Source organism: Pontibacter pudoricolor (assembly GCF_010092985.1).
GTDB classification, from domain to species: Bacteria; Bacteroidota; Bacteroidia; order Cytophagales; family Hymenobacteraceae; genus Pontibacter; species Pontibacter pudoricolor.
This window is the reverse complement of the sequence record NZ_CP048106.1, coordinates 1,410,292-1,433,629: the sequence shown is the minus strand read 5'-3', so window position 1 is coordinate 1,433,629 and position 23,338 is coordinate 1,410,292. Positions and strand designations below refer to the sequence as shown.

The window sequence follows — 23,338 nt, the reverse complement described above, 5'->3', positions numbered from 1 at the left end:
TTCTTTTATTGATTGACACAGCCTTTAATGATACTCTGTAAAATACCTTTGTAAACTGTCAATTACCCTGCTATACTTACCCCGATCAGCTTACCGATGCCAAAGGTGATGGCAGCCGCTGCCAACCCGAACAGTACCTGCCGGAAACCGGAGAACCATATGCTTTTGCCGGTAAAAAGCGTGATGGCTGATCCAATCACGAACAAACCGATCGTGCTGAAGGAAAGACTTTGCCCGATGGCCATGAAGCCCGAAGCATAGAAAAAAGGAATAACCGGAAGTATAGCCCCGACAGAGAAAAGCAGAAAAGAAGTAATGGCGGCCTCCCAGGCAGAGCCCTTCAGCTCCTCTGAGTTTATGCCCAGTTCTTCTTTTACCAGGATCTCGTGTGCATGCTCGGTGTCCTGCATGGCGGTGGCGGCCATCTGGTGGGCCTGTGCTTCGGGTATGCCTTTGGCGATATAGATGAGCGCCAGCTCACGCCTTTCTCCTTCGGGGTTGGTCTCTATCTCGAGCATTTCCAGAGCCATTTGCCGCTCGTACAGCTCCTGCGAGCTCTTCACCGAGATCCACTCGCCCAGCGCCATCGACAAGGCACCTGCCAGCAATCCGGCCATGCCTGCCAGCAGCACCCCGCTCTGCCCGTCGGTGGCGCCGGCAACGCCCATCACCAGGCTCATGTTAGATACCAGGCCGTCGTTTGCGCCCAGCACCGCCGCCCGCAGCGCGTTGCCGCCTATACTTCTGTGCTTGCCCTCAATGCGGGCAATATGTTCACCTGATACTCTGCTTTTACTGCTCAGCAGCGCCTGCAGAATTTTGACATGATTTGCCTCGTCGCCGGAAATGGGAATGTTGCTTTTCTCTTTCTGGGCCAGTTGGGCAGCGGTTATACTTTTCTCGGTGTCCATCAGCACGCCTACCACGTAGCCGTAGCCCAGTATCTTGCCGATGCGGTCGAGCACGCGGGCGCGCCCGGAGGGAGGCGGCAGCACGATGGCGATACCGTCGCGCTGCAGCTTTGCCTGCATCTTGGTGGCATGCTCCTGCTCTATTTCGCCCAGCTCCCGGAACATGTTGGCAATGGCCGGCACTTCTTCCGCGGCGGCAATGCGCCCATACAAAAAGGCGGCATCTACTTCAGTTTGAAGGCTGTCTCTGTACCTCTTCTCCGGTATAACACTTGTTGTTGCCATAGTTAGGGCTGTTTAAAGTATAAATCTGTTTACTCTTCTTCCTTGTTCTTTAGTTTCATCAGCAGCGAATAAGCGCCTTTGGTGACGTAGGTCTGCTTGTCTGGCTGTAAGGCCGGCCCTGGCACGAGGGCAGTAAAGCCGTGTTCGGAATTGCCGGCCTTGGCTTCCACCATCTCGAAAACGCTGCTGTCCCGCACCGCGAACACGTACTGCTTGTTGCCATAGCGGACAATGGCGTCTTCGGGCAAGGTATAGGCTTCCTTGCTCTGAACTTCAATTTCAGCGTTCATGAACATGCCGGGCACCAGTGCGGGGTCTTCTTTTTCGAGGTGGCAGTGCACTTCCACAGCACGGTCGTTGGCTACGTCTTTGCCAATGTAAATGATCTTTCCGGGGTACTTTTTTTCCGGCTGATTAGCCCGGAAAGTCAGCACTTGCTGCCCGATCGCCAGTTTGTCCAGGTCTTTTTCGAACACGGTGAGTTTCAGGTGCAGGTCGCGCGGGTCTACCAGTTCGAACAGCACATCCGTCGGCACGACATACTTGCCCACATTCACGTTTACCTTGGTCACATAGCCGTCGATGGGCGCGTATAGGCGCAGGGTGCGGGTGAGGTTGTTTTCCGTCAGCCGGTTTGGGTTTAGGCCTACCATACGCAGCTTTTCGGCCAGCGCCTGCAGTAATACCCGCTGGCTTTTATAGTCAGCCTGGGTTTGCTGGTATACTTTGTCGCTGGTGGCTTTGCTTTGGTTGAGGTCGCGCTGGCGGCTGTATTCCTGTTCCAGGTAGGCCAGCCGTGCTTTGGCGGTCAGGTAATCCTGCTGCAGCTGGATATAGGCCTGGTCTTCGAGTTCGGCCATCAGCGCACCTTTTTTCAGGTACATGCCCGGCAGCAGGGTGGTCTTTTTGAGGTATCCGCCCAGCGGCACACTCACCGAAATCATACTTTGGGGCGGCGCTTCCATCACGCCGTTCACCCGCAGCACCGTGGAAATGGTTTTGCGTTCTGGTTTGCCCACTTCAACACCCGCATTTTTCATTTGCGCCGGCGTAAGCTGCACCAAATTGGTTTCCTGCTGCTTTTCAGCAACGGCAGATTCGGTTGGTTTTTCGGAGCTGCAGCCAGCCAGTAGCAGGGCAACTATAGTTATAGAAAGGATATTTTTCATGAGCTTATCTGCTTCCGGTTAAGGCACTGATTTCAAGTATACTTTGGTTGTAGGTTCGCACGGCATCGAGGTAGCCGGTTTGCAGGGCGATGGCCTGGTTGGTGAGCAGCACCCACTCCAGGTAATCGATCTCGCCGCCCCGGAACTGCTCGTCTGCTATGCTGATGATGGATTTGGCGTTGGGCAGGGCAGTCTTTTCATAGTAGGCCAGGTTTTCTGTTGCTATTTTGTATTGCTCCAGGGCCTTGCGCAACTGCGTTTCCAGCGATAGTTTTCCTGCCTCGTAGCTGTTGCGGGCTACCTGCTCCTGTATCCTGGCTGCCTGTATCCGCGCCTTCTGCGCCCCGAAAAACAAAGGAATGCCAACGCCCAGTTCAACAGAGGCAAACCTGTCCGAGGAAGTATAGCTCTGCTCCACGCCGTCGATGTTCTGCAACCCCTTTATACTTTGGTTGTTGTAGATCAGCTGCAGGTCGGGGAGGAGGTGGGCTTGTTCGGTTTTGGTTTTTGCCTGGCTTGCTTCCTGTTGCTGCTGCAGCAGTTTTAAGTAGGGATGGGCGGCAACTATAGCCGAATCCTGAAGTATAGCCAGGTCCATTTTAAGCGGCACAGCGGAAGGCAGGTACAGGGTATCGGTGTTGAGCAGCAGCTGAAACTGTTGCTGCAGCCCGGTCATATCGTGTTGCAGTTGCCGTAGTTGCTGGCCTACCTGGCCGCGCTGGGTTTGGGCCGTGTTTTTCTCCAGGATGTTGCTGGCGCCTTTTTTAAACCGTAGCTCGGCTGTCCTGAGAAACTCCGCATACAGGCTGTCGGTGCGGAGCAGCAGGCGTTGCTTTTCGCGCGTGAACAACAACTCGTAGTACAGCTGCGTTACCTGCCACTGCAGGTCGTAGGCGCTGAGTTCCGACTGCAGGATACTTTGCTGCCACTGGTGCTTGAGGAGTTGCTTTTGCCGGGCATACACCGCTGGGAACTTTATACTTTGGGCTACACTGAAGCGGGTGTCCTTGTAGGCGCTGTTGATCTGGCCATACTCGCCGGCTACGGTGGTTTGCGGCACATCCCAGGCAGTGCCCTGCAGTTTTTGCAGCGAGGCAGCCTGCAGTCGCTCGTTCTGCAAGGGCAGGTTTTGCTTTTGGGCCTTGGCAATAGCCTGTTCCAGTGTGATGGTTTGTTGTGCCGAAGCCATTACGGGAAACAGCAGCAAGAGTAGAATGCCTACAGCTTTGGTAATGGGCTTCATCGGTTTCGTATCATGATGGGCCGCTTTTTCAAAAAGGATGTAGAGTGAAGGCAGCACAAACAAGGTAAGCAGCGTAGCCACGATCAAACCACCGATCACTACGGTAGCCAGCGGGCGCTGCACTTCGGCGCCTGCCCCGGAACTGAGCGCCATCGGCAGAAAGCCCATACTGGCCACGCTTGCCGTCATCAGCACCGGCCGTAACCGCGACCTGGTACCTTCCAGCACAATTTCCTGCAGGCTCCTGCCCCTCCCAGGCGCAGCCGGTTGAACTCCGCGATCATCACAATGCCATTTAAAACCGCCACCCCAAAGAGCGCGATAAAGCCCACACCAGCCGAAATACTGAACGGCATGTCGCGGAGCCACAAGGCAAATATGCCGCCAATGGCCGACAACGGAATGGCCGAGTAAATGAGCAAGCCGTAGCGCACCGACCGGAAGGCAAAGTATAGCAACAGGAAAATTAAGGCCAGCGACACTGGCACGGCCACCGACAGGCGTTTTTTGGCTGCTTCTAGATTCTCGAAAGCGCCGCCGTACACCACGTAGTAGCCGGGAGGGAGGTGGAGTTGCTGCTGTACTTTCTGCTGTAGCTCGTCTACGATACTTTGCACGTCGCGGCCGCGCACGTTAAAGCCCACCATGATGCGCCGCTTGGCGTCTTCACGCTGGATCTGGTAGGGGCCTTCCTGCAGTTGCACTTCGGCCAGCAGGTACAAAGGCACCTGGCCGTTTGGTGTCGGGATCAGCAGGTTCTGTACGTCGCCCAGGTTCTGGCGCAGCTCGCCCTGCAGGCGCACCACCAGGTCAAAGCGCCGTTCGCCTTCAAACACCAGCCCGCTGCTCACGCCGGCAAAAGCCGTATTGACTGTGCGGTTGATGTCGGCGATGTTGGAGCCGTGCTGCGCGATGGCGGCATGGTTATACTTGATCACGATCTGCGGCATACCGGTCACGGTTTCCACGTACAGGTCGGTGGCGCCGTCCACGGTGTTGACCAGGTTGCCCAGGCGTTGGGCATAGCGCGCCAGTGTATCCAGGTCCTCGCCAAATATCTTGCACACCACGTCCTGCCGTGCGCCGGTCATCAACTCGTTAAAACGCATTTGCACCGGGTACTGGAAACCGGCCGTAATACCGGGCACCTCCTGTATCGCAGTCCCCATTTTTTCGGCCAGGTCATTAAATGTAGTAGCGGAGGTCCATTCCTTTTTTGGTTTCAGGATCACCATCATGTCGCTGGCTTCGATGGGCATGGGGTCGGTCGGGATCTCGCCGGAGCCTATTTTGGTTACCACTTTCTCCACCTCCGGGAAACGGTCCAGCAGTATACCTGCCGCTTGCTGGGTGGCTTTGATGGTGGTGTTCAGGTTGCTGCCCGTCAGCACGCGGGTATCTACGGCAAAATCGCCTTCCTCCAGGCTGGGGATAAATTCACCGCCCAGGGTCATGAGCACCATTACGGCACCGGCAAAAAGGATGACTGCCCCGGCGATCACGGTTTTAGGGAAGTCGATCACCCGGCGCAGACGCTTCTCGTAAAATTGCTCGATGCGGGCCATCATGCGGTCGGAGAAAGTAGGTTTGTGGCTGATCTTTTTGCTCAGCAGCAGCGCGCTCATCATGGGCACGTAGGTAATGGAAAGTATGGCTGCCCCGATCAGGGCAAAGGTGACCGTCTGGGCCATAGGCTTGAACATTTTGCCTTCGATGCCCTGCAGCGAAAGGATAGGCAGGTACACGATCAGGATGATGATCTGCCCGAAAATGGCGCTGTTCATCATACGGCTCGCCGATTGTTGCACGGTATCGTCCATCTGGGCCTGATCGATGCGGTCTGTGGTGGCAAAGCGCTTGTTGAAATGGAACGTATGCAGCACGGCCTCCACAATGATCACGGCCCCGTCCACGATCAGGCCGAAGTCCAGCGCCCCCAGGCTCATGAGGTTGCCGCTCACGCCAAAGGTGTTCATCATGGTGATGGCAAAGAGCATGGCCAGCGGAATAACCGAGGCCACAATGAGCCCGGCCCGCAGGTTGCCCAGGAAAAGCACCAGCACAAACACCACGATCAGGGCGCCTTCGGCCAGGTTTTTCTCCACTGTACTGATGGCGTTGTTTACCATTTTGGTGCGGTCCAGGAAGGGCTCGATCACCACGCCTTCGGGCAGCGATTCCTGGATCTGGGCAATGCGCGCTTTTACATTTTTAATTACTTCGTTGCTGTTGGCACCTTTGAGCATCATCACCACGGCACCGGCTACTTCGCCCTGGTCGTTGTAGGTCATGGCCCCGAAGCGGCTGGCATGGCCATAGCCTACCTCAGCCACATCGCGCAGGTACACGGGCGTGCCATCTTTGGTGCTGGTGACGGCTATACTTTGGATGTCTTCTATACTTCCAAGCAGGCCCTCGCTGCGGATGAAAAGCACCGCGTCGCCTTTGTCGATGTAGGAGCCGCCGGTGTTCTGGTTGTTGTTTTCCAGGGCTGTAAAAATATCGGCAATGGACAGGCCGTAGGATTTGAGCCGGTTGGGGTCTACCGCGATCTCGTACTGCTTGAGAAAGCCGCCAAAGCTGCTGACATCGGCCACGCCCGGCACGCCCAGCAACTGCCGCCGCACGATCCAGTCCTGGATCGTGCGCAGCTCCGTGGCGTCATACTTGCCTTCGTAACCTTTCCCGGGGCGCACCACATACTGGTAGATCTCACCCAGGCCGGTGGTGACAGGCCCTAACTCCGGCGTGCCCACGCCCTGTGGTATTTGCTGCTGCACGAGTTGCAGGCGTTCAGCTACCTGTTGCCGGGCCCAGTATACGTCTACGCCATCCTCAAACACGATGGTTACCAGTGAAAGCCCGAAGCGGGAAAAGCTGCGGATCTCTTTGATGCCCGGAATGTTGCTGTTGGCCTGCTCTACGGGGAAGGTAACCAGCCGCTCGATGTCGGGCGCGCCCAGCGAAGGAGCTACCGTGATGACCTGCACCTGGTTGTTGGTGATGTCGGGCACGGCATCTATCGGCAGCCGCGTTACATTATAGCCACCCACGATGATTAGCGCAATCACGAAAAGCCCGATAATGAGCTTGTTCTGTATCGAAAAGGATATGATCTTGTTGAGCATAAGTTTTTCTTAATCTTCGTGTTGCTGTCGTTGGTCGGCTGGCAGCACCTTCTGGTCAGTGCGCAGTTCGGTATGCCGGATTTGGCCGCCGTAGTATCCTGCGCGGGACATTGCTGCAAAAGCCAGCAGCGTGAGCAGGGCCGCCAGGGTGAAAGGCAGCCTGGAGGAGGATCGGTGGCGAAGCACCAGGGCCGCCAGCGAGGCCACGCCGGCGGCCGCCAGTACCCACATGGCCAGACCGGCCGCTTCTTCGTGTTCTTCGATCAGGGGCTCAGATACCCCGGGCAGGTCTTCCACCCGCTCTTCGGCAGGCTCGCCCGTCAGGTATACCGGAATGGCAATAAGGGCCATGGCTATTACGAGGACGGCCGCCAGTGCCTGGATGTTTTTCTGGTTTTTAGCCATGCCCCAGAGCATGACCATGCCGCCGATCAGGGTTCCGACAATAGGGAAGTGATTGAGCAGCAAATGGATGTGTGTTAAGTCCATTGTTGATTTCTTTTTGGTTTTAGAAAACTGTAAACAGGTGCCCCTGCTTGCTGATATGCTACCGGTAACGGGTGTTAATGCCTTCATAAACAACTAACTGCACCAGTCAATCGACCTTTATATATCTAAACGAGTGATAGTAAAGATCAATGAAAATATTTCTTTTATCTATGACTTTGGTCATGTAAAAAGATGATACAGGAACTGAAAATAAGGACGAACAGCCGTGATGCGGTGCCGGATGAAGCAGGCATTTAGGCGCAGGTGCGTACATGCGCAGGCCTTACACAAAAAGTGCAGAACTGAAATGCAGCAGGGGTAAAAAGAAAATCAGCAGGACCTCGGCGGCTGCCAGATACTGGAAAGGTATTGGGAGGATTGGAAACCTTCGTCAAGCGGGGCACCATGCACATGGGCTGCTGGCGGCAAGGTAAAGTTGAGTTCGGGGAAGGAAGCCGGGATAAACAGGGGGCTAGCAGTCGATGCTACAACATCTGTTGTTTTAAAGGGCAGTTGCATGTCACGTTCGTAGTCGGCATCTTTTACATTGCCGCTCAGGTAGTGCAGCACCAGGTATTCCGTTAGTGAGATATCCGCTGTCATTGCCTGATGTTCCAGGTAATGTGCTGCCAGTACAGGAGCTTTTTGCACCTGTTGCATGGTTGTACCGGTGCAGGTATAAACCACAAGCAGAAATATGGCAAGTATCTGTTTCACTTACTACCAAGTTACAAAGTATACAAGAGAAAGTAAAGTCTTTGTAGAGGTAAATAATAAATAAAATACCTGCTTGCTTTCCTGTCTTCACACATATATACTACGGCGGTATCAAGGGTCTGTTTTTTCTCTACCAGAGTAGTCTGGCCAAGGCAGCAAACAGGGCCAGCAGTTGGGGCTTAAGCCGCTGTGTGTTTCTTATCTGCAGCGGCTTTCTGTTTATATTCTATAAATACTTCTCAGGCATTTTCCAGTTTCTTGAGCTCCTCAACTGGTGAGGCCGTAGGGGTATCCTCATCTCGTCCCTCTAAAAATGGTTGCCATTGCTGCCTTATAAACGACTTCGGATATTGCTCCACTTCTTCGAAACCAAGCTCAATATCACGGCCTTCTGCGGGCATATAGGCTGTTTTGAAAAGATAATCCCAGATACTTAAACTGATGCCATAGTTGGCGCCATAACGGTGGGGCAGGTATTTGGCGTGGTGCCAGATATGCATCTGCGGGTTATTGAACAGGTAGCGCAACGGGCCCAGCGGAACACGGATGTTGGAATGGTTGAAATGCCCGATGGCCGTAGCAAAAATGTGCACCAGGAAAAAGTCCTGAATACCGAAGCCGATCATGGCTAACGGAATGTATTCCAAGGTGCGGTAAGCTATAGTTTCGCCCCAATGGAAGCGCAGGTGCGCGGCAAAACCCATTTGCTGTACCGAATGATGCACTTTATGGAAACGCCACAAAAACCCGGAATGGTGCAGCAGGCGGTGCACATTCCATTGTATAAAATCCCGCACTATAAACAGCGTTAGCAATTGCGCCCAAACCGGCCACGACTGCACCTCAAACGCTACCAGGTTACTGATGCCAAACAGCCCCAGGAAATCATTGAAAGCCTCTACACCAATATTGGAAATTGCATTAAAGCCTACCAGCGAGAAGAGAAAAAAGTTGAAGAACATGTAAAAGCCATCGAGCCAGAAATCCTGACGGATCCTGGCCTGGTGCTGGCGCCACGGAACTATAACTTCCAGTAGCCAGAAGAACAGCGAAATGCCCAGCAGCCAGTAAAAATAGTTGCCCCAGCCCGGGTGCAACATTTCGTGCCACAGGTAATGGCCGTAGTCGCTGAACGAAGAAGTAAATATATGCCTGTATTTTTCCATGCAGGAGGTTAACAACTATAGCCGGCTCATAGTTTAATATAGCTCCAGCCTTCTTCCTGTTTCAGTACAAGTTCGCCAACGGCCATCGGCACGGTTATAACGCCAGGCAATAACTGGTCTTTGGTTATTTTTCGGACGCGCATCGTGTTTTCGCAGGCAGCAAATACTACGCCTTTTGCCTGCAGGTCTTTTATAGCAGTTGCCTTACCCGTGTTTTCTGTCACAAGCAAATTCAGGGCTTTGCCATGCACTACTACTTCTACCTGCGCATCGGGCCAGGCTCTTTTTAAATTATTGAGTTGGCGCATTATGCCGGCGTGCTGTCCGGTATCGGCCGCAGACACATCGTACACAATGCGGTGTTGTCTGGTTTTCGCTTCTTTCTGTTTTACCTGGGCAAAGGCGGGCGACGCTGCAAATGCGAAAATGGCCAGCAGTAGGATCAGTTTTAGTTTCATGGCAGTCAGGTTAAAGTATAAAGGGGCTTGCAATTTTTTGCAATGATCAACCAAGTATAAGTAAAAAAAAATTAGCTGGCCGATTCATCATTCAGCCAGCTAATTTTGCTTATTTCTTTACCAAGTTCTTCAGGAATTCCTGTACTTCTTTCGTGTCATAATCAGCCATGCCTTCCTGCTTGGCTACAATCTTGCCTTCCGGTGAGATGATGAACGTAGTAGGAATGGCATTGGAGTAAAACTCCTGCGGTAACTGGCTGGCCGGCATATATACCGGGAAAGTAAAGCCTTTCTTACTGATGAATTTCTTCACCTTGTCCATGCCACCTTCATCAACCGACAGCATCACAAAAGCAATTTTGTCTGAGCCTACTTTTTCGTAGAGGCTTTGGATGTTCGGCATTTCGGCCACGCAGGGCGGGCACCAGGTAGCCCAGATGTTCATGAACACCACTTTGCCTTTCAGGCTTTCGAAGCTTACTTGTTTGCCATCCAGCCCGACCATTTGGAAACTGGCACCTGCCATTTCTGAGCCAGCTATTGCCGATGCGTCGGCCACTGCATTTGCATCCGGATTCTGTAAGGTTTCAGGTACGTTGGCATTTTTAACACCGGTGGCCAGCATTAAACGCTGTACCTGGCCAATGGCTTCGGTGTGCAGACCGGTTACGTATAAAACGCCAAACACCGCCAGCATTACTGCCCAGCCTGGTATATTCTTCATTGAAAATTTATTTTTGTTCATCTTTATGTCTTTTGAAATTGCCCTCTTTTACAGGAGCTGAGTTTTCTATATATAGTTTATAATTCAACAGTTTTATAGCCCTGCAGTTGCAGGTCAAACATATAGGTCAGGCCATTGGGTTCTACTTCCAGGCCATCTACCAGCGTGCTTTGGTCGATGTTAAACTGCTTCAGCGACATGCCGCAAATTTTGTAGGTAACGCCTAATGCCCGGCCTTGCGCAATATACTGCGCCATCTCGCTGCCTTTCTGAAATGCTTCCACTGATTTTCCGCAGGCCATGATCACAAATGCTTCGCTGTTATACTTGCTGTCTTTGGTTATGCTTCCGGCTGTATGTACTGCGGCTTTCAGGTGGCTTGGCTGGCTTATCAGTACAGCATATTTCTGTTTGGCTGTAGTTTGCTGACTATTTTGTGCCATGCTGCTGGTAGAAGTGCAGGACCCAAGTATAGCCAGCACTCCAAAAGCCAACACAGCTACATAGCTTCTGTTACCTATAGTTTGAAAACCAGCTTTCCTTTTCAACTCCAGCACCTGGTCGAGGCCATAGTATACAGCGCCGTTCACCATAAAGAAAAGCAAGATGCCCATCAGCGCAACATTCTTAAACAGAGGCCCGGCACCTTCGGGGTTTGCGATCTGCACCGTTAAGGTAATAGGCACAAGTATAGCCAGCAGCCCCAGCGAAGCGAGTTTGGTTTTAAAGCCGGCAAGCAGCATTACGCCCCCAACCAGCAGGCCTATTCCCGAAAGTATAACCAGCGACTCGGCTGGCGCGATGGCCGTTGCCAGGTGGCCGAAAGCGGACTTCTGAAGTTTGGCCGTTGCGCCGGCTGTTTTAAACAGGTTATTAAGGCCGGCAGTTATGAAAATGAGGCTGCCCAGGATGCGGAGCCCCAGGAACGATATTTTTTGCAAAGGAGTGTATTCCATTTTGTTTGATCTTAAAATGATTGAAATAGATAATTAGCTTCTGATTTCAGTAAATACAGAAGTATGGATATGGCTTAGCTCGGGCTACACGTATAGCCTGCGACTTTTTGCCATAGTATCTAAAGAAATGTCATTTTAAGAAAGCCGGGGAGGGGCGTGTTCCGTTTCGAGGTACGGAGACAGGTGTTTGTTACTGTTGGTAACTATAGTTGATTGCACTACAGCAAGAGTGTAAAAAGCAGGCAGGAGCTGTGCCGAAGCTACGCCATAGGTCTGTTGCGGGCAGTCTGTTACTACATTGGCAGCACCTTTTTGCTCCGAATGGGTTTGATGTTTGAGGCACTTTTTAGCGCATGGCTTTTTAAATCCCTGGTTGCTATACTTACAGCTTTTTGAAACAAAGCGCTGCTTAAAATCAGCGGCACCAGGCAGGCTGCTGCTCTTCTGTATGCCGAAAAGCAGGAACAAGGTGCTGACAAATAAAAGCAGGTACGTCTTCATAACTATGTTTAAAGTAGTCAATTAGGTTGCACGAAGCAAACCGGTGCTACATTCTCTGCTGTGCCATAGCAGTTTTTTGGTGCAGCACATGCGCAACTCTGACATTACTCCGGCCCCAACTGTAAGTATAGCCGTTCCGGTAATGACTGCTCCAAGCCCGAACATATCGCTGAACACCCCGGCAGCCACGGCACCGGCTACATAGCCAAAGTCGCGCCAGAAACGGAAAATGCCCAGGCTCTGCGGGCGCTGACTCGGGTGCGTGTTCTCGGCCACCACTGCCAGGAAATTCGGGTAGACCATGGCTGTGCCGGCACCAAGTATAACCAGCGCCGCTACAAGTATAGGATAATAATCTGCAAACAACAGCATGGCAATGGCAACACCCTGTATCATCATGCCCATACTTAGCAGCTGCTTTTTGCAAAGTATATCGCCCAGCCTGCCTGTTACCAATTGTCCCAATCCCCATACAGCCGGATAAATACCAGCCAGAAAACCTATTTCGGTAAGCGAGTAACCTTTTGTATTTAACAGCACTGGCAGCAAGCCCCAGAGTATACCGTCGTTCATGTTGTTCACGAAACCATTTAGCGTAACAGAGCCCAGGTTGGCGTGGCGAAAGGTGGTGTCTTTCCAGATGTTTTTTAACAGGGGAGTGGTTGTTTGCGCAGCTTCGGTTTGCACGTGGGCATGGGTATCGCGCACAAAAAGCAATGTGAGCAGCAGACCAACTATAGAAAAGCCGATTCCCGGCACAAAAGCATAGGTAACGTTACCTGTACTGGAAGCAATATAGCCCGCCAGGAAAGCCACCAGGCCTACTGCAAAATAACCGGCAAACTCATTAATACCCATCGCCAGGCCGCGGTTCTTTTCGCCTACCAGGTCAATCTTCATTACTACAGTTGCCGACCATGCCAGTCCCTGGTTTATACCCAGCAGCAGGTTCGCAAAAATTACCCACCACCAGTTATGCGCATACAATAAAAGCCAAGGCACGGGCAACGCAAACAACCATCCTGTCAACAGCAATTGCTTGCGGGTAAACCTTAACGAGAGGCGCCCCATCAGCATATTGGCAATCGATTTGGCAAGGCCAAAGGCAACTATAAAAGAGAGGAGCGCCGTGTGCCCGTTTATGCCGAAAACTGTTTCAGCAAATTCCGGAATAACAGAGCGCTCCAATCCCACCATCGAACCAACAAAACCGTTCACCAGCACCAGCAGCCAGAACTGCCCTGCATTCTCCTTTAACCCAAGTTTTATTTCAGATGATGGTAGCTTCATTTTAATATAGTGCCCAGCTTAGTACTATACCTGAGAACCACCGCCTATAGCAGATGGTCCTCAGGTCATATTCACTTTCAGCCAAAGTATTGTTAATGCGGCAGCCTGTCTTTCAGGACGCCGTATGTATAAGTTCCTGCAATTGCTCCGCCCACGGCCAGTAAAATGGCCCAGTAACCATAGCCTATACTTACGAACATCGGCCCCGGACAGGCACCAGTCAGCGCCCAGCCCAACCCGAAAATGACACCCCCGATCAGGTAACGAGGCACAGATTTCTCTTTAGGCGTAAAAACGATCGGGTTACCCTGGTAGTCGCGCAGCTTATACTTTTTAATCAGGTAGGTGATGATCACGCCAAGTATAACCGCAGTACCGATAATGCCATACATATGGAACGACTGGAAGCGGAACATTTCCTGGATCCGGAACCACGAAATGGCTTCGGACTTGCTCATGACGATGCCGAACAGTATGCCGGCCAGTATAAATTTTAATCCTTTCACAGCGAATTAATTAATAGTTATTAATGATGAATGATTAATTAATTATGTATGAATAATCAGAAGCAGACTTAAAGCTGAATTATTCATTACTCATTATCAATTAATCATTAAAATATGATCGGCATCAGTACCCAGGTTGTAAGCAATCCACCTATAAAGAAACCGATAACAGCTACCAGCGATGGCCACTGCAAATTAGATAAGCCACTGATGGCATGGCCCGAAGTACAGCCACCGGCATAGCGGGCCCCAAACCCGATCGCAAAACCGCCCAGCAGCAGAATTAAAAAGCCTTTTACTGTAAAGAGGGCCTCCAGGCTAAACAGTTCTTCCGGCTGAATGCCCCGTGGTGCGGAAATACCCAGCTGGCCCAGGTCCTGTATAGTTGCCTGCGATATCTGCACTGCTTCGCCGGTAGACAAGAACTGTGAAGAGATAACCCCGCCCAAGACAGCCCCTACCAGGAACAACAGGTTCCAGGTCTGGGAGCGCCAGTCAAAATCAAAGAACTTTACTGATTTACCAGCTCCGCAGGCCGAGCAGATGGTGCGCAGGTTGGATGAAACTCCGAATGATTTTCCGAAAAAAAGCAACAGGACCATCACAAAGGCGATCACAGCTCCCGACGTGTACCACGGCCATGGTTGCCTTACTAGCTCTAACATAACTTTTATACTTTACTTTTTGATTTTAATACTGAACAGGAGCAGGGAAGAAGCGCGTTCAAAGACTCCTTCCGTAAGCTGCCCTAAAAATAGTTGAAATTATCTTGGCCAGGCGCCTAAGCCACCCGACAGGTTATATGCTTTAAAGCCTTGCGCTGTCATCAGGTCGCAGGCCGAGCCGCTACGGTTACCGCTGCGGCAGAACACGAAGTATTCTTTGTCCTTGTCCAGTGTTTTCAGCGCCTGCTGAAACTGAGGCGAGGTTACATCCAAATTCCTGGCTCCCGGTATAGTGCCTGAAGCAAACTCGGAGGCAGTACGCACATCCAGCAATTCAGCTTTCGTTGTGTTGTTATACTTTGTTTTGAAAGTAGTTCCGTCCAGGTCTTCGTAGTTCTTGGGAGCGGATTTAAATATATTGAACATGGTTTCTGAGTTTAGGTTTAAGTGTTTGTCTCGATTACACTACAAAGGTCGGAAGATCTGTAGCGGGGTTCAGTGACTTTGGTCACACCGGAGATTTAGGCGAAGAAAATTTCCTTAACGATGATGTATATCCCCATCAACAGCACGAACCAGCCGAAAGAGGTCCTGAGCTTATCGGCGTGAATCTTAGTGGAGAGGAACGAACCGATGAAAATACCGGCAATAGAAATGGTAGAGAAAATGCCCAGAAACATCCAGTCGATCTCATAGTTGTAAATGTCGCCGATAAACCCGAACAGCGACTTAACGGCGATAATTAGCAGCGAGGTGCCTACCGCCATTTTCATATCTAGCTTACTGAAGAGCACCAGCGCCGGGATGATCAGGAAACCGCCGCCTGCACCTACCAGGCCAGTGAGCGTACCTACTACCAGGCCTTCGCCCAGGATGCCGGCATAGTTGAATTTTGGTTTTGGATGAGTTTCTGTTTTGTCTGTATGCTCCACGTCCAGCTCGGTGTCAATGTTCTCATCCACAATAGCCACGGGTTCGGCAGGCACTTCTTTTTTCTTTCTGATCATCGAGAAAGAAGCAAACACCATCAGGCCGGCAAACAAGAGCATTAAGAGCACGCCTTTGGTAACTACCAGTTGGCCCACCATAAATAGATTTTCAGGGATGGCCGGTACAATGTAGCGCCGGGTAATATACACCGCTACAATAGAAGGCAGACCAAATACAACTGCTGTTTTCAGGCTAACAAGTCCTTTTTTATAGAATTTCCAGGAGCCAACCAAGCTGGTTAAGCCAACTATAAACAGCGAATAAGCCGTAGAGATAACCGGGTTGAGGCCAATTAAATAAACCAGCACCGGCACGGTAAGTATAGAACCGCCACCACCGATCAAACCCAGTGAAAGGCCGATGAGCAGTGCAGCGATGTATCCAAGTATTTCCATTGCCTATAGTTTCTTAATAGTTAACGCTGCAAAGATAGATCAGGCTGCCAGCAAACGCAGTGACTCTTGACACAGAGCATGTTCTTCTGGTTAAAATTGTATTTCAGACAGGGACTATATCTATATGGTTAAGGCTTGTTGTATAGTTTAAAGTTCTGCTTTACAGGTGTTTGTAAAAAGATGTAAACCTGCATTAGCTTGTAGATTTGCTTCCAACAGGGCTACAGCTGAGGAAGTGGCGTTCGGGTCAGGAAAGGAAAATCTCTCTGGTTAAAATGTACAGGCCCATGGCAAGTATAAACCAGCCAAATCCTGTTTTTAATTTATGGCCATCTATTTTAGAAGATAAGGCTGTGCCGATGTAAATACCCGCTACCGAAAGCGCTGAGAAAGTTACCAGGAAAATCCAGTCTATACTATATTGGAAAACATCTCCCATAAACCCGATAAGGGAGTTTGCAGCGATAATAAAAAGGGAGGTGCCGACTGCTAATTTCATATCAAGACCGGTGAATAATACCAGTGCAGGAATGATCAGGAAGCCGCCGCCAGCACCAACCAAACCCGAGACCAGGCCAACTAAGGTGCCCTGTGCCATCACGGCAAAGTAACGGATGGGTAACGCTTCGCGGGCCTCCAGCTCAGGCTTGTATTTGGGTTTACGGATCATGCTGAACGAGGCCATTACCATAAGTATGGCAAAGAGTACCATCAGCAGGATATCTTTTGTGATCTCAAAGCCTCCGATGGTAAGGATATGCGCCGGGATGGCGGGTACCAGGAACGTGCGGGTAAGAAAAACGGTGGTAAGGGAAGGTGCTCCGAAAATGAGGGCTGTTTTAAAGCTTACCAGGTCTTTGCGGTAGAATTTAAAACTGCCTACAAGACTAGTAGTTCCAACTATAAACAGGGAGTAGGAGGTAGACATTACCGGGCTTAAACGCATGAGGTAAACCAGTATGGGTACTGTAAGTATAGAGCCACCGCTACCAGTTAGTCCTAAAGAGAGACCGATAAAAAGGGCTGCGATATATCCGAATATTTCCATTGGTAAATTAAAGATTGACAACACAAAAGTACTGCTTCTGCAAAAGTATGACAGTGATACTTGTCACAGAGCGTATTTTATAGTCAGGGAGTTGGTGCGTAGTGGTTTAAGCCTGCACCATGCAAAGTATAAACTATAAATTTAGAAAGCTGCTGAATCTCAACCCTGATTCATTGTTTTTTAAACTATACTCAGCTCGTGCCCCGGTCGCGGTAATTGCCTCAGGATTAGCCGTTTGCCTGGAACTTTCCTGGTTTAAGAAATGGAATGGGACTTTTAGAACTATAGCAAATACAAATAAAACCAGTGCGGGCAGTTGTTGGGGGCCGCACTGGTTTTTTATTTTGGTTATACTTACTTCTGACCGTCCTTAAACTTGTTTACGGCCTCGCTCAGGTCCAGCACTTTGGTTTGCGGCAGGGCTGCTTCCACTATGCTGCTGCCTGCCGCAGAGCGGTAACCACCGGCACAATGCACTACCACAGGCTTATCTGTGGGTATTTCCAGGGCCCGCTCGCGCAACTCTGGCAACGGAATGTTAATGGCTTTGTCGAAGAACTTACCCGATCTCACTTCCGAGGTGTTACGGATATCCACGATGGTATAGTCTTCCAGGTTTTCGCGGAATTCACCAACATTGATCTCCGGCGTTTTCGTTTCTTCTACTTTATCCAGCACAAAAGCGCCTTTTATCAGCAGTTCGTAGCCGATTTTTGCTGCTTTCGAGATCAGGTCCTGTAGTTGTGCTTCGCTTTCGGCTGCCAGGTAATATTTCTCATTCGGGCCAACTATACTTCCCAGCCAGGTCTCGAACTTTCCGCCGTTCTGGATGTTGATCGCGCCTTTGTAGTGTCCTTTCTTGAATTCCTTTTCGTTGCGTGCATCTACTATTACAGCGCCATCTTCGGGCTTATAGTTTTTCTCCAGCATTTTCACGCCTTCTATACTTGGTTTATAGTCCGGGGCACCTTGTTTGTTCAGGGCAACGTCGTAGCCAAAGTATTTGGGAATAAAAGGCTGGTCTTCGGTCAGGATCTTCACAAACTCATCCTCGCTCATGGGCTGCAGCGCGTAGTTTCCACTTTTCTCGGCACCGATGGTGCTGCTGTTGGCATCGCTCAGGGCCTTTCCGCATAGCGAGCCTGAGCCGTGTGCCGGGTAAACGGTAACGCTGTCATCCAGCTTCAGTAGTTTTTCGCGGGTGCTGTGGTACATCTGGCGGGCCAGTTCTTCGCGCCTGGCGGTAATGTTGCCGGCATTCTCGCGCAGGTCGGGGCGGCCCACATCGCCGATGAACAGGGTATCCCCTGTAAACACAGCTTTGTCTTTTCCTTCGTGCTCCAGCACAATGCTGATCGAGTCAGGGGAGTGGCCGGGGGTGTGCAGCGATCTGAGTTTGATTTTACCGATCTCAAGTATAGCACCTTCATCAAAAGCAGTGTGCTTATAGTCTGCACCAACCAGGCTGTGGGTATAAATGGTAGCGCCGGTTTTGTTAGCGATCTCCAGGTGCGAGCTTATAAAGTCGGCGTGGGGGTGCGTTTCGATCACACCTGTGATCCTGGCGTTGTTGGCTTCAGCGTAATCATAGTATGGCTGCGGGTCGCGGGACGGATCTACCAGTACCACTTCGCTGGCACACTCGCTTAAAATAGCGTATGAATAATGAGCTAATCCTTTGTCTTCGAACTGTTTAATTTTCATCAGTTTTACGTTTTATAGTTAATCAAATACGGAGAATTTATACTTTCTCCCCATAATTAATACAAAGATATAAGCTTTCGAAAGGGTATACAGTGACGTTTGTCACACACGTTTTTTCTGCGTATTTCCTTCCAGTATCAGGTTCCAGTGATTGCTCGACGGCTTCACAATGGCCACCCGCAACCTCTTCTGTTCCCGCAGAAGCTTGGCGCCCAGCATGATTCCTGCCGGGCTCCCACCAATAATTAAAACCTGAAAATGGGTATACCTTACAATCTGATTTATACTACAACTTTATACCTGATACGCCGGCTCCGGAATTCGCTGTGTTACGAAGAGGGTGTGAGCCAGTTGAATAGAGATGTTTTATAGTTGCATTTTCAGAGCGTGGTATATACATGTTTACGCAGTTAAGTGTGTTTGGGCTTTTTGTGTCGGGGTGAAAGGGATCGTTGTTTTATAGTTTATACCAGCTAAAAATTGCAGCCCCGGCTGCAATTTTAGGATGGGAACTACGGGACAATTTATTTTAAATGGTAGGTCATAAGCGGCCGGATGCAATGGTTTACCAGTGACTCGGCTATACTTCCGTAAAAGAGGTGGCTTATCCCTTTTCGGGCATGGGTGCCGATCAGTACCAGGTCCATTTCGGTGGCCTGGTTAAAGTTGCGTACGCCGGCCGGTACTTTATAATTGTGGTGCAGGTGCAGTTCATAGTTTTGTAAACCAAAGGTGTCGGCAAAACGGCGCATGTGCTGCTGTGTTGCCTGTGTTTGCTGCTCATCGTCTTTGCCTATGATCTGTAACAAGTGAAGTTTAGCATTAAAAAGGCGTTGCAGGTTTTTAATGGTGGTTATACTTTGCTCGGGCTGTTTTTGCGCTTCAAAATCTGCTACCCAAAGTATGTTGCGGACAGGCGTAATAGAAGCAAACTGGTGAATGGTGATCACCGGCACTTCGGTATGGCGAACCACCTGTTGGGCTTCAGAACCTGATATTTTCTCCAGCCAGCCATCAGCACCTTTTGTTCCCATCAGTACCAGGTCTGTCTGATGATGGGCAGCATATTTGGCAATAGCCGTGGTGAGGCCACCATACACAATATCGCTGGTAAAGTCGAAATCAACCTGCTTTCTCAGCTCCTCGAACTGTTTCCGAACTTTTTGTTCTTCTAGTTTAAATTTCTCTTTATCCAATGTTTCAGAGGCTTCTGAAGAGCCGCCCCAGTCGCCGGTGTTAACTTCTATAACATGCACCAGGCGGGTAGTTACCGGAGCTGCTTGCATGAGTAAATGCAGAAATTCGATCACTTTGAAAGACACCGGCGTAAAGTCTACCGGAACCATGATGTTTAACTTTTTTTCCATGTGTGTTTATAGTTTAATGGTGACGTGTAGCAGGAGGGAAGTGGGCATAGATCAGGGCTAAGGCATCAAATCTTTCCGTTTCCGAATTATAGGTTTCCGCTGCATACAGGATATAATTCATTTTTACTTTATGCTTCATCGGCCAGTTGTAAGGCTTTCGTAAGGCCCGCCGAACTGTAAATGCCTGCTCCTGCCAGCCTGTTGCAACAGCATAAACCGAATCCCGACCTTCGCCTTCTGCGGGCATCAATAAAGAGCCTGGCTGTAAAGCCTTTAACTGCTCTTAAAAAAACGCATTGGGTTCTAAGCCATAAGCTGGTTCAGCCTGCCTGTAGCGCTGATTCCAGAATTCCCGCTTTCTATTTTATTTCTTCTAAGTTTCTGCAAGGCATGCAACTTTACAGTTCATACTCCTGCAGACCGACCCCGAGGACCGTGTTTTAATGAACGCAACAAAAGTGATGAATCCATTTGCCCCGTTCAGTGACATTGGTTACATAAGTGTTATATTTTAGGATGATATGGACTGTCAAATGAAGTGAGGTTGCTCTAATGTCCTAATCCGGATCATAAAATGCGGAAAACTCATTTACAATTAATAAAAGCAAATCCGTAAAACTTAGCTTATATTCCTGGCCTGCTTATCATGCTGCATTCTGTTAGCAAAAACCTCCAGAAAGAATTTCACAGTCATGCAATTTCCTTTCAGTTAGAGGAAGGCCAGCATCTGCTTTGTTTAGGTGGGAAGTTCAATTATGTGTATTTAATAACTGAAGGTGCGCTAATGGCTTCCTCCGTTCACAAATCAAAAAAGATAACCACGTCCATTTCAGTAGAAAATGAATTTGTAAGCTCTTTGTCAGGGCTATAAGAAGGACAGCTCTCTCGGGAAACTATAGTTGCAGTCATGCCAACACTAGTCTTAGGGGTTCATATAAATATGCTTCAAAGCTGGTATTAGCACTTTTTTAATCTCAAATATATTATCCGGCAGTTTAAACGAATGCTATTACCGCGACGCACAGGAACGGACGCACTTAATTCGTATGGGTAACGCAAGAGAGCGCTACCGTCATTTTCTAAATTCTAAGCCATGGTTTTTTGACCGGCTCCCGCTGGATTGCATCTTTTCTGAATACGAAACCGGAAACACTTTCCCGTATTTAAAAACAGGACAAGGTTAAGGATCTAGACTATGACTCTGCAACAATGTTGCAGCAGGTAACGCTACATGTGCAGGACACAGCGTGCTTTAAAGAAAATAGCTTTACTGCATGGGTTGTTATTCCTGCCTACAAACTATTCTAAGCAATTAACACATTTGCTAAAATCAGCTTTAACATCTTTATCCATTCTGTTTCGCTTACTTAAAGCTCAATTAGGGAAAGAAGAATTCTTACAGCGCTATCCCATAGAAGCCTTGGCTTACAGACAGATTTCCTTCTCGCAGTGGTTTCTATAAGGCATTTAAAAAGAGGGAAGGCATCAGTCTCAAAGAATACGAGGGTCCAGGCAGCAAAGTGAATTAACGCATCAACTTATGCGCTTATGCTCTCCAACATTAAATTTAACTGCTATACTATATTTACTTCTTTATAAGCCAGAATGCAAATAAAACATAGCTTCGTATTTTTAATTTGTCTCCGTTTTCAATACGAGACAAATTAGTACAACTCTTTATAAAAAGGTCACTATTGCAACCTGTAACTTGCAGCAAGATCAAAATACTCTAATTTTCAGCAATTTTATTTCGCTAACTCTTTCAGAAACCAGACTATAGTATATAAGTAATTTGGGGTAGAGTTTGTTATTCAGCTGTCTGGTGTTTTGTTATGTTATTAAATGTGTTACACAAATCACACATACTCCTTTTTCCGCCCCTTCACTACTAAGGAAAACAATAAAAATAGAAATGCTTCAGCTTTTAGTTGAAGCTCAGCTTTGTTCAATACCTAATTTCAATTTATAGCCAAACCTTTACACCCTGTTTATGAAACGAATTGCTGCCCTCTTTTTAAACAAAGCCCATTAGCATGCATAACTGAAAGATGGTCTTAAAAAAGCTACATACCTTCTGTGCGACCTACAGTTACGCATGTGTAATTTCATCAGCAATTCTCACAAGTATTTCATTGATATTTGTAAGTTATCTTATTGCCTGGTTTGCACTCACTTTCCTTTTCCTTTCTCTTTTAAACATAAACCAAGCTAAACAGGCTTTTTATAAAGGGTTTGTTTTCGGAGGTGTTTCAGCAGGTATTTTAAACTACTGGATGGTTCCTGCCATTTATCAATATGCACAGAGTAGTATACTGTTAGGTGTAGTCTGCTGGCTTCTTGCCGCTTTGATAATTGGATGTATTTACGCACTTCAGTTTTTCATCTATACTAAAATAAAGTTTTCAAACTCTACTATAATTGGAGCAGTTAGTAATGCTTTTTTGTTTGCTTCGGTATGGGTTATAGTTGAGTGGATACGTGCTGTTCTTTTTGCCGGTATGCCCTGGATGAGTTATAGTATAGGTATATCTCAGGCCGCCAATTTGTTTTTGGTGCAGCCTGCAGCATTAGGTGGTGTATATATCTTGTCATTCCTGCTTGTATTAGTTAATTATACTCTTAGTTACGCCATTCATACCAATCATCGGAAACGTTTACTAATACCAGTTTTTCTGATGACTGCTCATTTTATAGTTGGAGTGGTTATGTACAGTAGCATTTCTGATGAGCTTATTGCATCAAGCAATTCAAAAGTAAGTGCGACTTTAATTCTCCCGTCTTTGCCACCCGAAACTATATGGGATGAAAAGAATGGTAATGCATTAGTACAAAAGTTACTATCCTTAAACAATCAGGCAGCAGTTAGCGGTACCGATTTTATTTTATGGTCCGAAACAGTTATTCCCTGGTCCTATAGTACAGACGACGATTTTCTGAAAGAAATTAGCAGGACAACAGCAACAACTAACACCCATTTTATGCTGGGTATGAGTACGGCAGTTTCTCCAGGTAACAATGCTATTTACAACTCTGCTTATTTTTTTAATCCATCCGGTAGCGTACAGGCCCGCTACGACAAAGGCGAACTTCTTACACTTGTTGAATCCCCGCTTTTTAGTAATAACGGATGCTTAATTCTGCCTTTTCTTTCTGGTAGCGGACTCATAGTTCAGGAAGGAGAAAGACAAAATGCAATACAAACACCCTGGGGTAAAGCGGGGGTATTGCTTTGTAACGAATCGGCTGTGCCTGTTCAGGTAAGCAGATATGCCTCTGACCAGATCTCTTTTCTTATAAATCTAGGTAATGATGGATGGTTTTCAGATTTCTTTATTACCAGGCAGCATTTCTATAACGGCAGGTTGAGAGCAATTGAAGCAAGAAAAGATTTAGTGATCAACAATAACAGGGGTATTTCCGGGGTGATTCGCGCAAATGGTGACATTGGAGCCCAATTTCAATCTGACTATAGTAGTGTACAGCAGGTTACTATTTACCCAAATCAAATACCGGCTCTTAACTACCATCATTTCTTATATTTTATCTTTTCAGCATCTGTTGTTTTGCTGCTTATCAGGCTATTTAAATCTCCGGGTGTAGCCCCAGGTTTAGCGCATTAAACAAAG

Annotated in this window: 19 protein-coding genes and 1 pseudogene; 1 reads left to right on the top strand and 19 read right to left on the bottom strand. The window is 48.8% G+C overall.

The genetic code is table 11. The annotated features are described in order from the left end of the window. Positions 1-62 precede the first annotated feature (62 nt). The 19 genes and pseudogenes from GSQ66_RS06190 to GSQ66_RS06100 all read right to left on the bottom strand — a co-directional run bounded on the left by GSQ66_RS06190 (position 63) and on the right by GSQ66_RS06100 (position 19,959). Positions 63-1,196 (bottom strand): VIT1/CCC1 transporter family protein, encoded by a 1,134-nt coding sequence (locus GSQ66_RS06190; protein WP_162426662.1) that lies wholly within the window; start codon positions 1,194-1,196, stop codon positions 63-65. 29 nt (positions 1,197-1,225) lie between these two features. Continuing rightward, positions 1,226-2,365: an efflux RND transporter periplasmic adaptor subunit gene (locus tag GSQ66_RS06185; RefSeq protein WP_162426661.1), complete on the bottom strand. Its 1,140-nt coding sequence runs from the start codon at positions 2,363-2,365 to the stop codon at positions 1,226-1,228. 4 nt (positions 2,366-2,369) lie between these two features. After that, positions 2,370-6,736: pseudogene (locus tag GSQ66_RS06180) on the bottom strand (CusA/CzcA family heavy metal efflux RND transporter). A 9-nt stretch (positions 6,737-6,745) separates the two neighbouring features. Then, positions 6,746-7,312 (bottom strand): hypothetical protein, encoded by a 567-nt coding sequence (locus GSQ66_RS06175; RefSeq protein WP_162426660.1) that lies wholly within the window; start codon positions 7,310-7,312, stop codon positions 6,746-6,748. 243 nt (positions 7,313-7,555) lie between these two features. Next, entirely contained in the window at positions 7,556-7,942 is a 387-nt protein-coding gene (locus GSQ66_RS06170; protein WP_162426659.1) for a hypothetical protein, read from the bottom strand. 239 nt (positions 7,943-8,181) lie between these two features. Continuing rightward, on the bottom strand, positions 8,182-9,108 hold the full coding sequence (locus GSQ66_RS06165; protein ID WP_162426658.1) for a sterol desaturase family protein: 927 nt from the start codon (positions 9,106-9,108) through the stop codon (positions 8,182-8,184). Between the two features lie 26 nt (positions 9,109-9,134). Further along, positions 9,135-9,566, bottom strand: coding sequence for a DsrE family protein (locus GSQ66_RS06160; protein ID WP_162426657.1), 432 nt, complete (start codon positions 9,564-9,566; stop codon positions 9,135-9,137). 109 nt (positions 9,567-9,675) lie between these two features. Beyond that, on the bottom strand, positions 9,676-10,290 hold the full coding sequence (locus tag GSQ66_RS06155) for a TlpA family protein disulfide reductase (protein ID WP_238395838.1): 615 nt from the start codon (positions 10,288-10,290) through the stop codon (positions 9,676-9,678). 77 nt (positions 10,291-10,367) lie between these two features. Further along, positions 10,368-11,246, bottom strand: a complete 879-nt coding sequence (locus tag GSQ66_RS06150; RefSeq protein WP_162426655.1) for a DoxX family membrane protein — start codon at positions 11,244-11,246, stop codon at positions 10,368-10,370. A gap of 135 nt (positions 11,247-11,381) precedes the next feature. Next, positions 11,382-11,747, bottom strand: coding sequence for a hypothetical protein (locus tag GSQ66_RS06145; protein WP_162426654.1), 366 nt, complete (start codon positions 11,745-11,747; stop codon positions 11,382-11,384). A 21-nt stretch (positions 11,748-11,768) separates the two neighbouring features. Then, entirely contained in the window at positions 11,769-13,037 is a 1,269-nt protein-coding gene (locus GSQ66_RS06140; protein WP_162426653.1) for an MFS transporter, read from the bottom strand. A gap of 92 nt (positions 13,038-13,129) precedes the next feature. Further along, positions 13,130-13,543, bottom strand: a complete 414-nt coding sequence (locus GSQ66_RS06135) for a YeeE/YedE family protein (RefSeq protein WP_162426652.1) — start codon at positions 13,541-13,543, stop codon at positions 13,130-13,132. 107 nt (positions 13,544-13,650) lie between these two features. Then, positions 13,651-14,208, bottom strand: a complete 558-nt coding sequence (locus GSQ66_RS06130; RefSeq protein WP_202923411.1) for a YeeE/YedE family protein — start codon at positions 14,206-14,208, stop codon at positions 13,651-13,653. Positions 14,209-14,307: 99 nt separating this feature from the next. After that, positions 14,308-14,634: a rhodanese-like domain-containing protein gene (locus GSQ66_RS06125; protein WP_162426651.1), complete on the bottom strand. Its 327-nt coding sequence runs from the start codon at positions 14,632-14,634 to the stop codon at positions 14,308-14,310. Positions 14,635-14,729: 95 nt separating this feature from the next. Continuing rightward, positions 14,730-15,593, bottom strand: coding sequence for a sulfite exporter TauE/SafE family protein (locus GSQ66_RS06120; RefSeq protein WP_162426650.1), 864 nt, complete (start codon positions 15,591-15,593; stop codon positions 14,730-14,732). A gap of 247 nt (positions 15,594-15,840) precedes the next feature. Beyond that, the gene (locus tag GSQ66_RS06115) at positions 15,841-16,641 is read right to left on the bottom strand and encodes a sulfite exporter TauE/SafE family protein (protein ID WP_162426649.1); all 801 of its coding nucleotides are present in this window, start codon (positions 16,639-16,641) and stop codon (positions 15,841-15,843) included. A 354-nt stretch (positions 16,642-16,995) separates the two neighbouring features. Beyond that, positions 16,996-18,345 (bottom strand): MBL fold metallo-hydrolase, encoded by a 1,350-nt coding sequence (locus tag GSQ66_RS06110; RefSeq protein WP_162426648.1) that lies wholly within the window; start codon positions 18,343-18,345, stop codon positions 16,996-16,998. Between the two features lie 524 nt (positions 18,346-18,869). Continuing rightward, positions 18,870-19,712, bottom strand: coding sequence for a universal stress protein (locus GSQ66_RS06105; protein WP_162426647.1), 843 nt, complete (start codon positions 19,710-19,712; stop codon positions 18,870-18,872). Between the two features lie 13 nt (positions 19,713-19,725). After that, the gene (locus GSQ66_RS06100; RefSeq protein ID WP_162426646.1) at positions 19,726-19,959 is read right to left on the bottom strand and encodes a hypothetical protein; all 234 of its coding nucleotides are present in this window, start codon (positions 19,957-19,959) and stop codon (positions 19,726-19,728) included. Positions 19,960-21,760: 1,801 nt separating this feature from the next. Here GSQ66_RS06100 and lnt point away from each other — a divergent pair. Then, a complete protein-coding gene (gene lnt, locus GSQ66_RS06095) occupies positions 21,761-23,332 on the top strand; it encodes an apolipoprotein N-acyltransferase (protein ID WP_162426645.1) in 1,572 nt (523 codons plus the stop codon). The last annotated feature ends 6 nt before the right edge of the window (positions 23,333-23,338 follow it).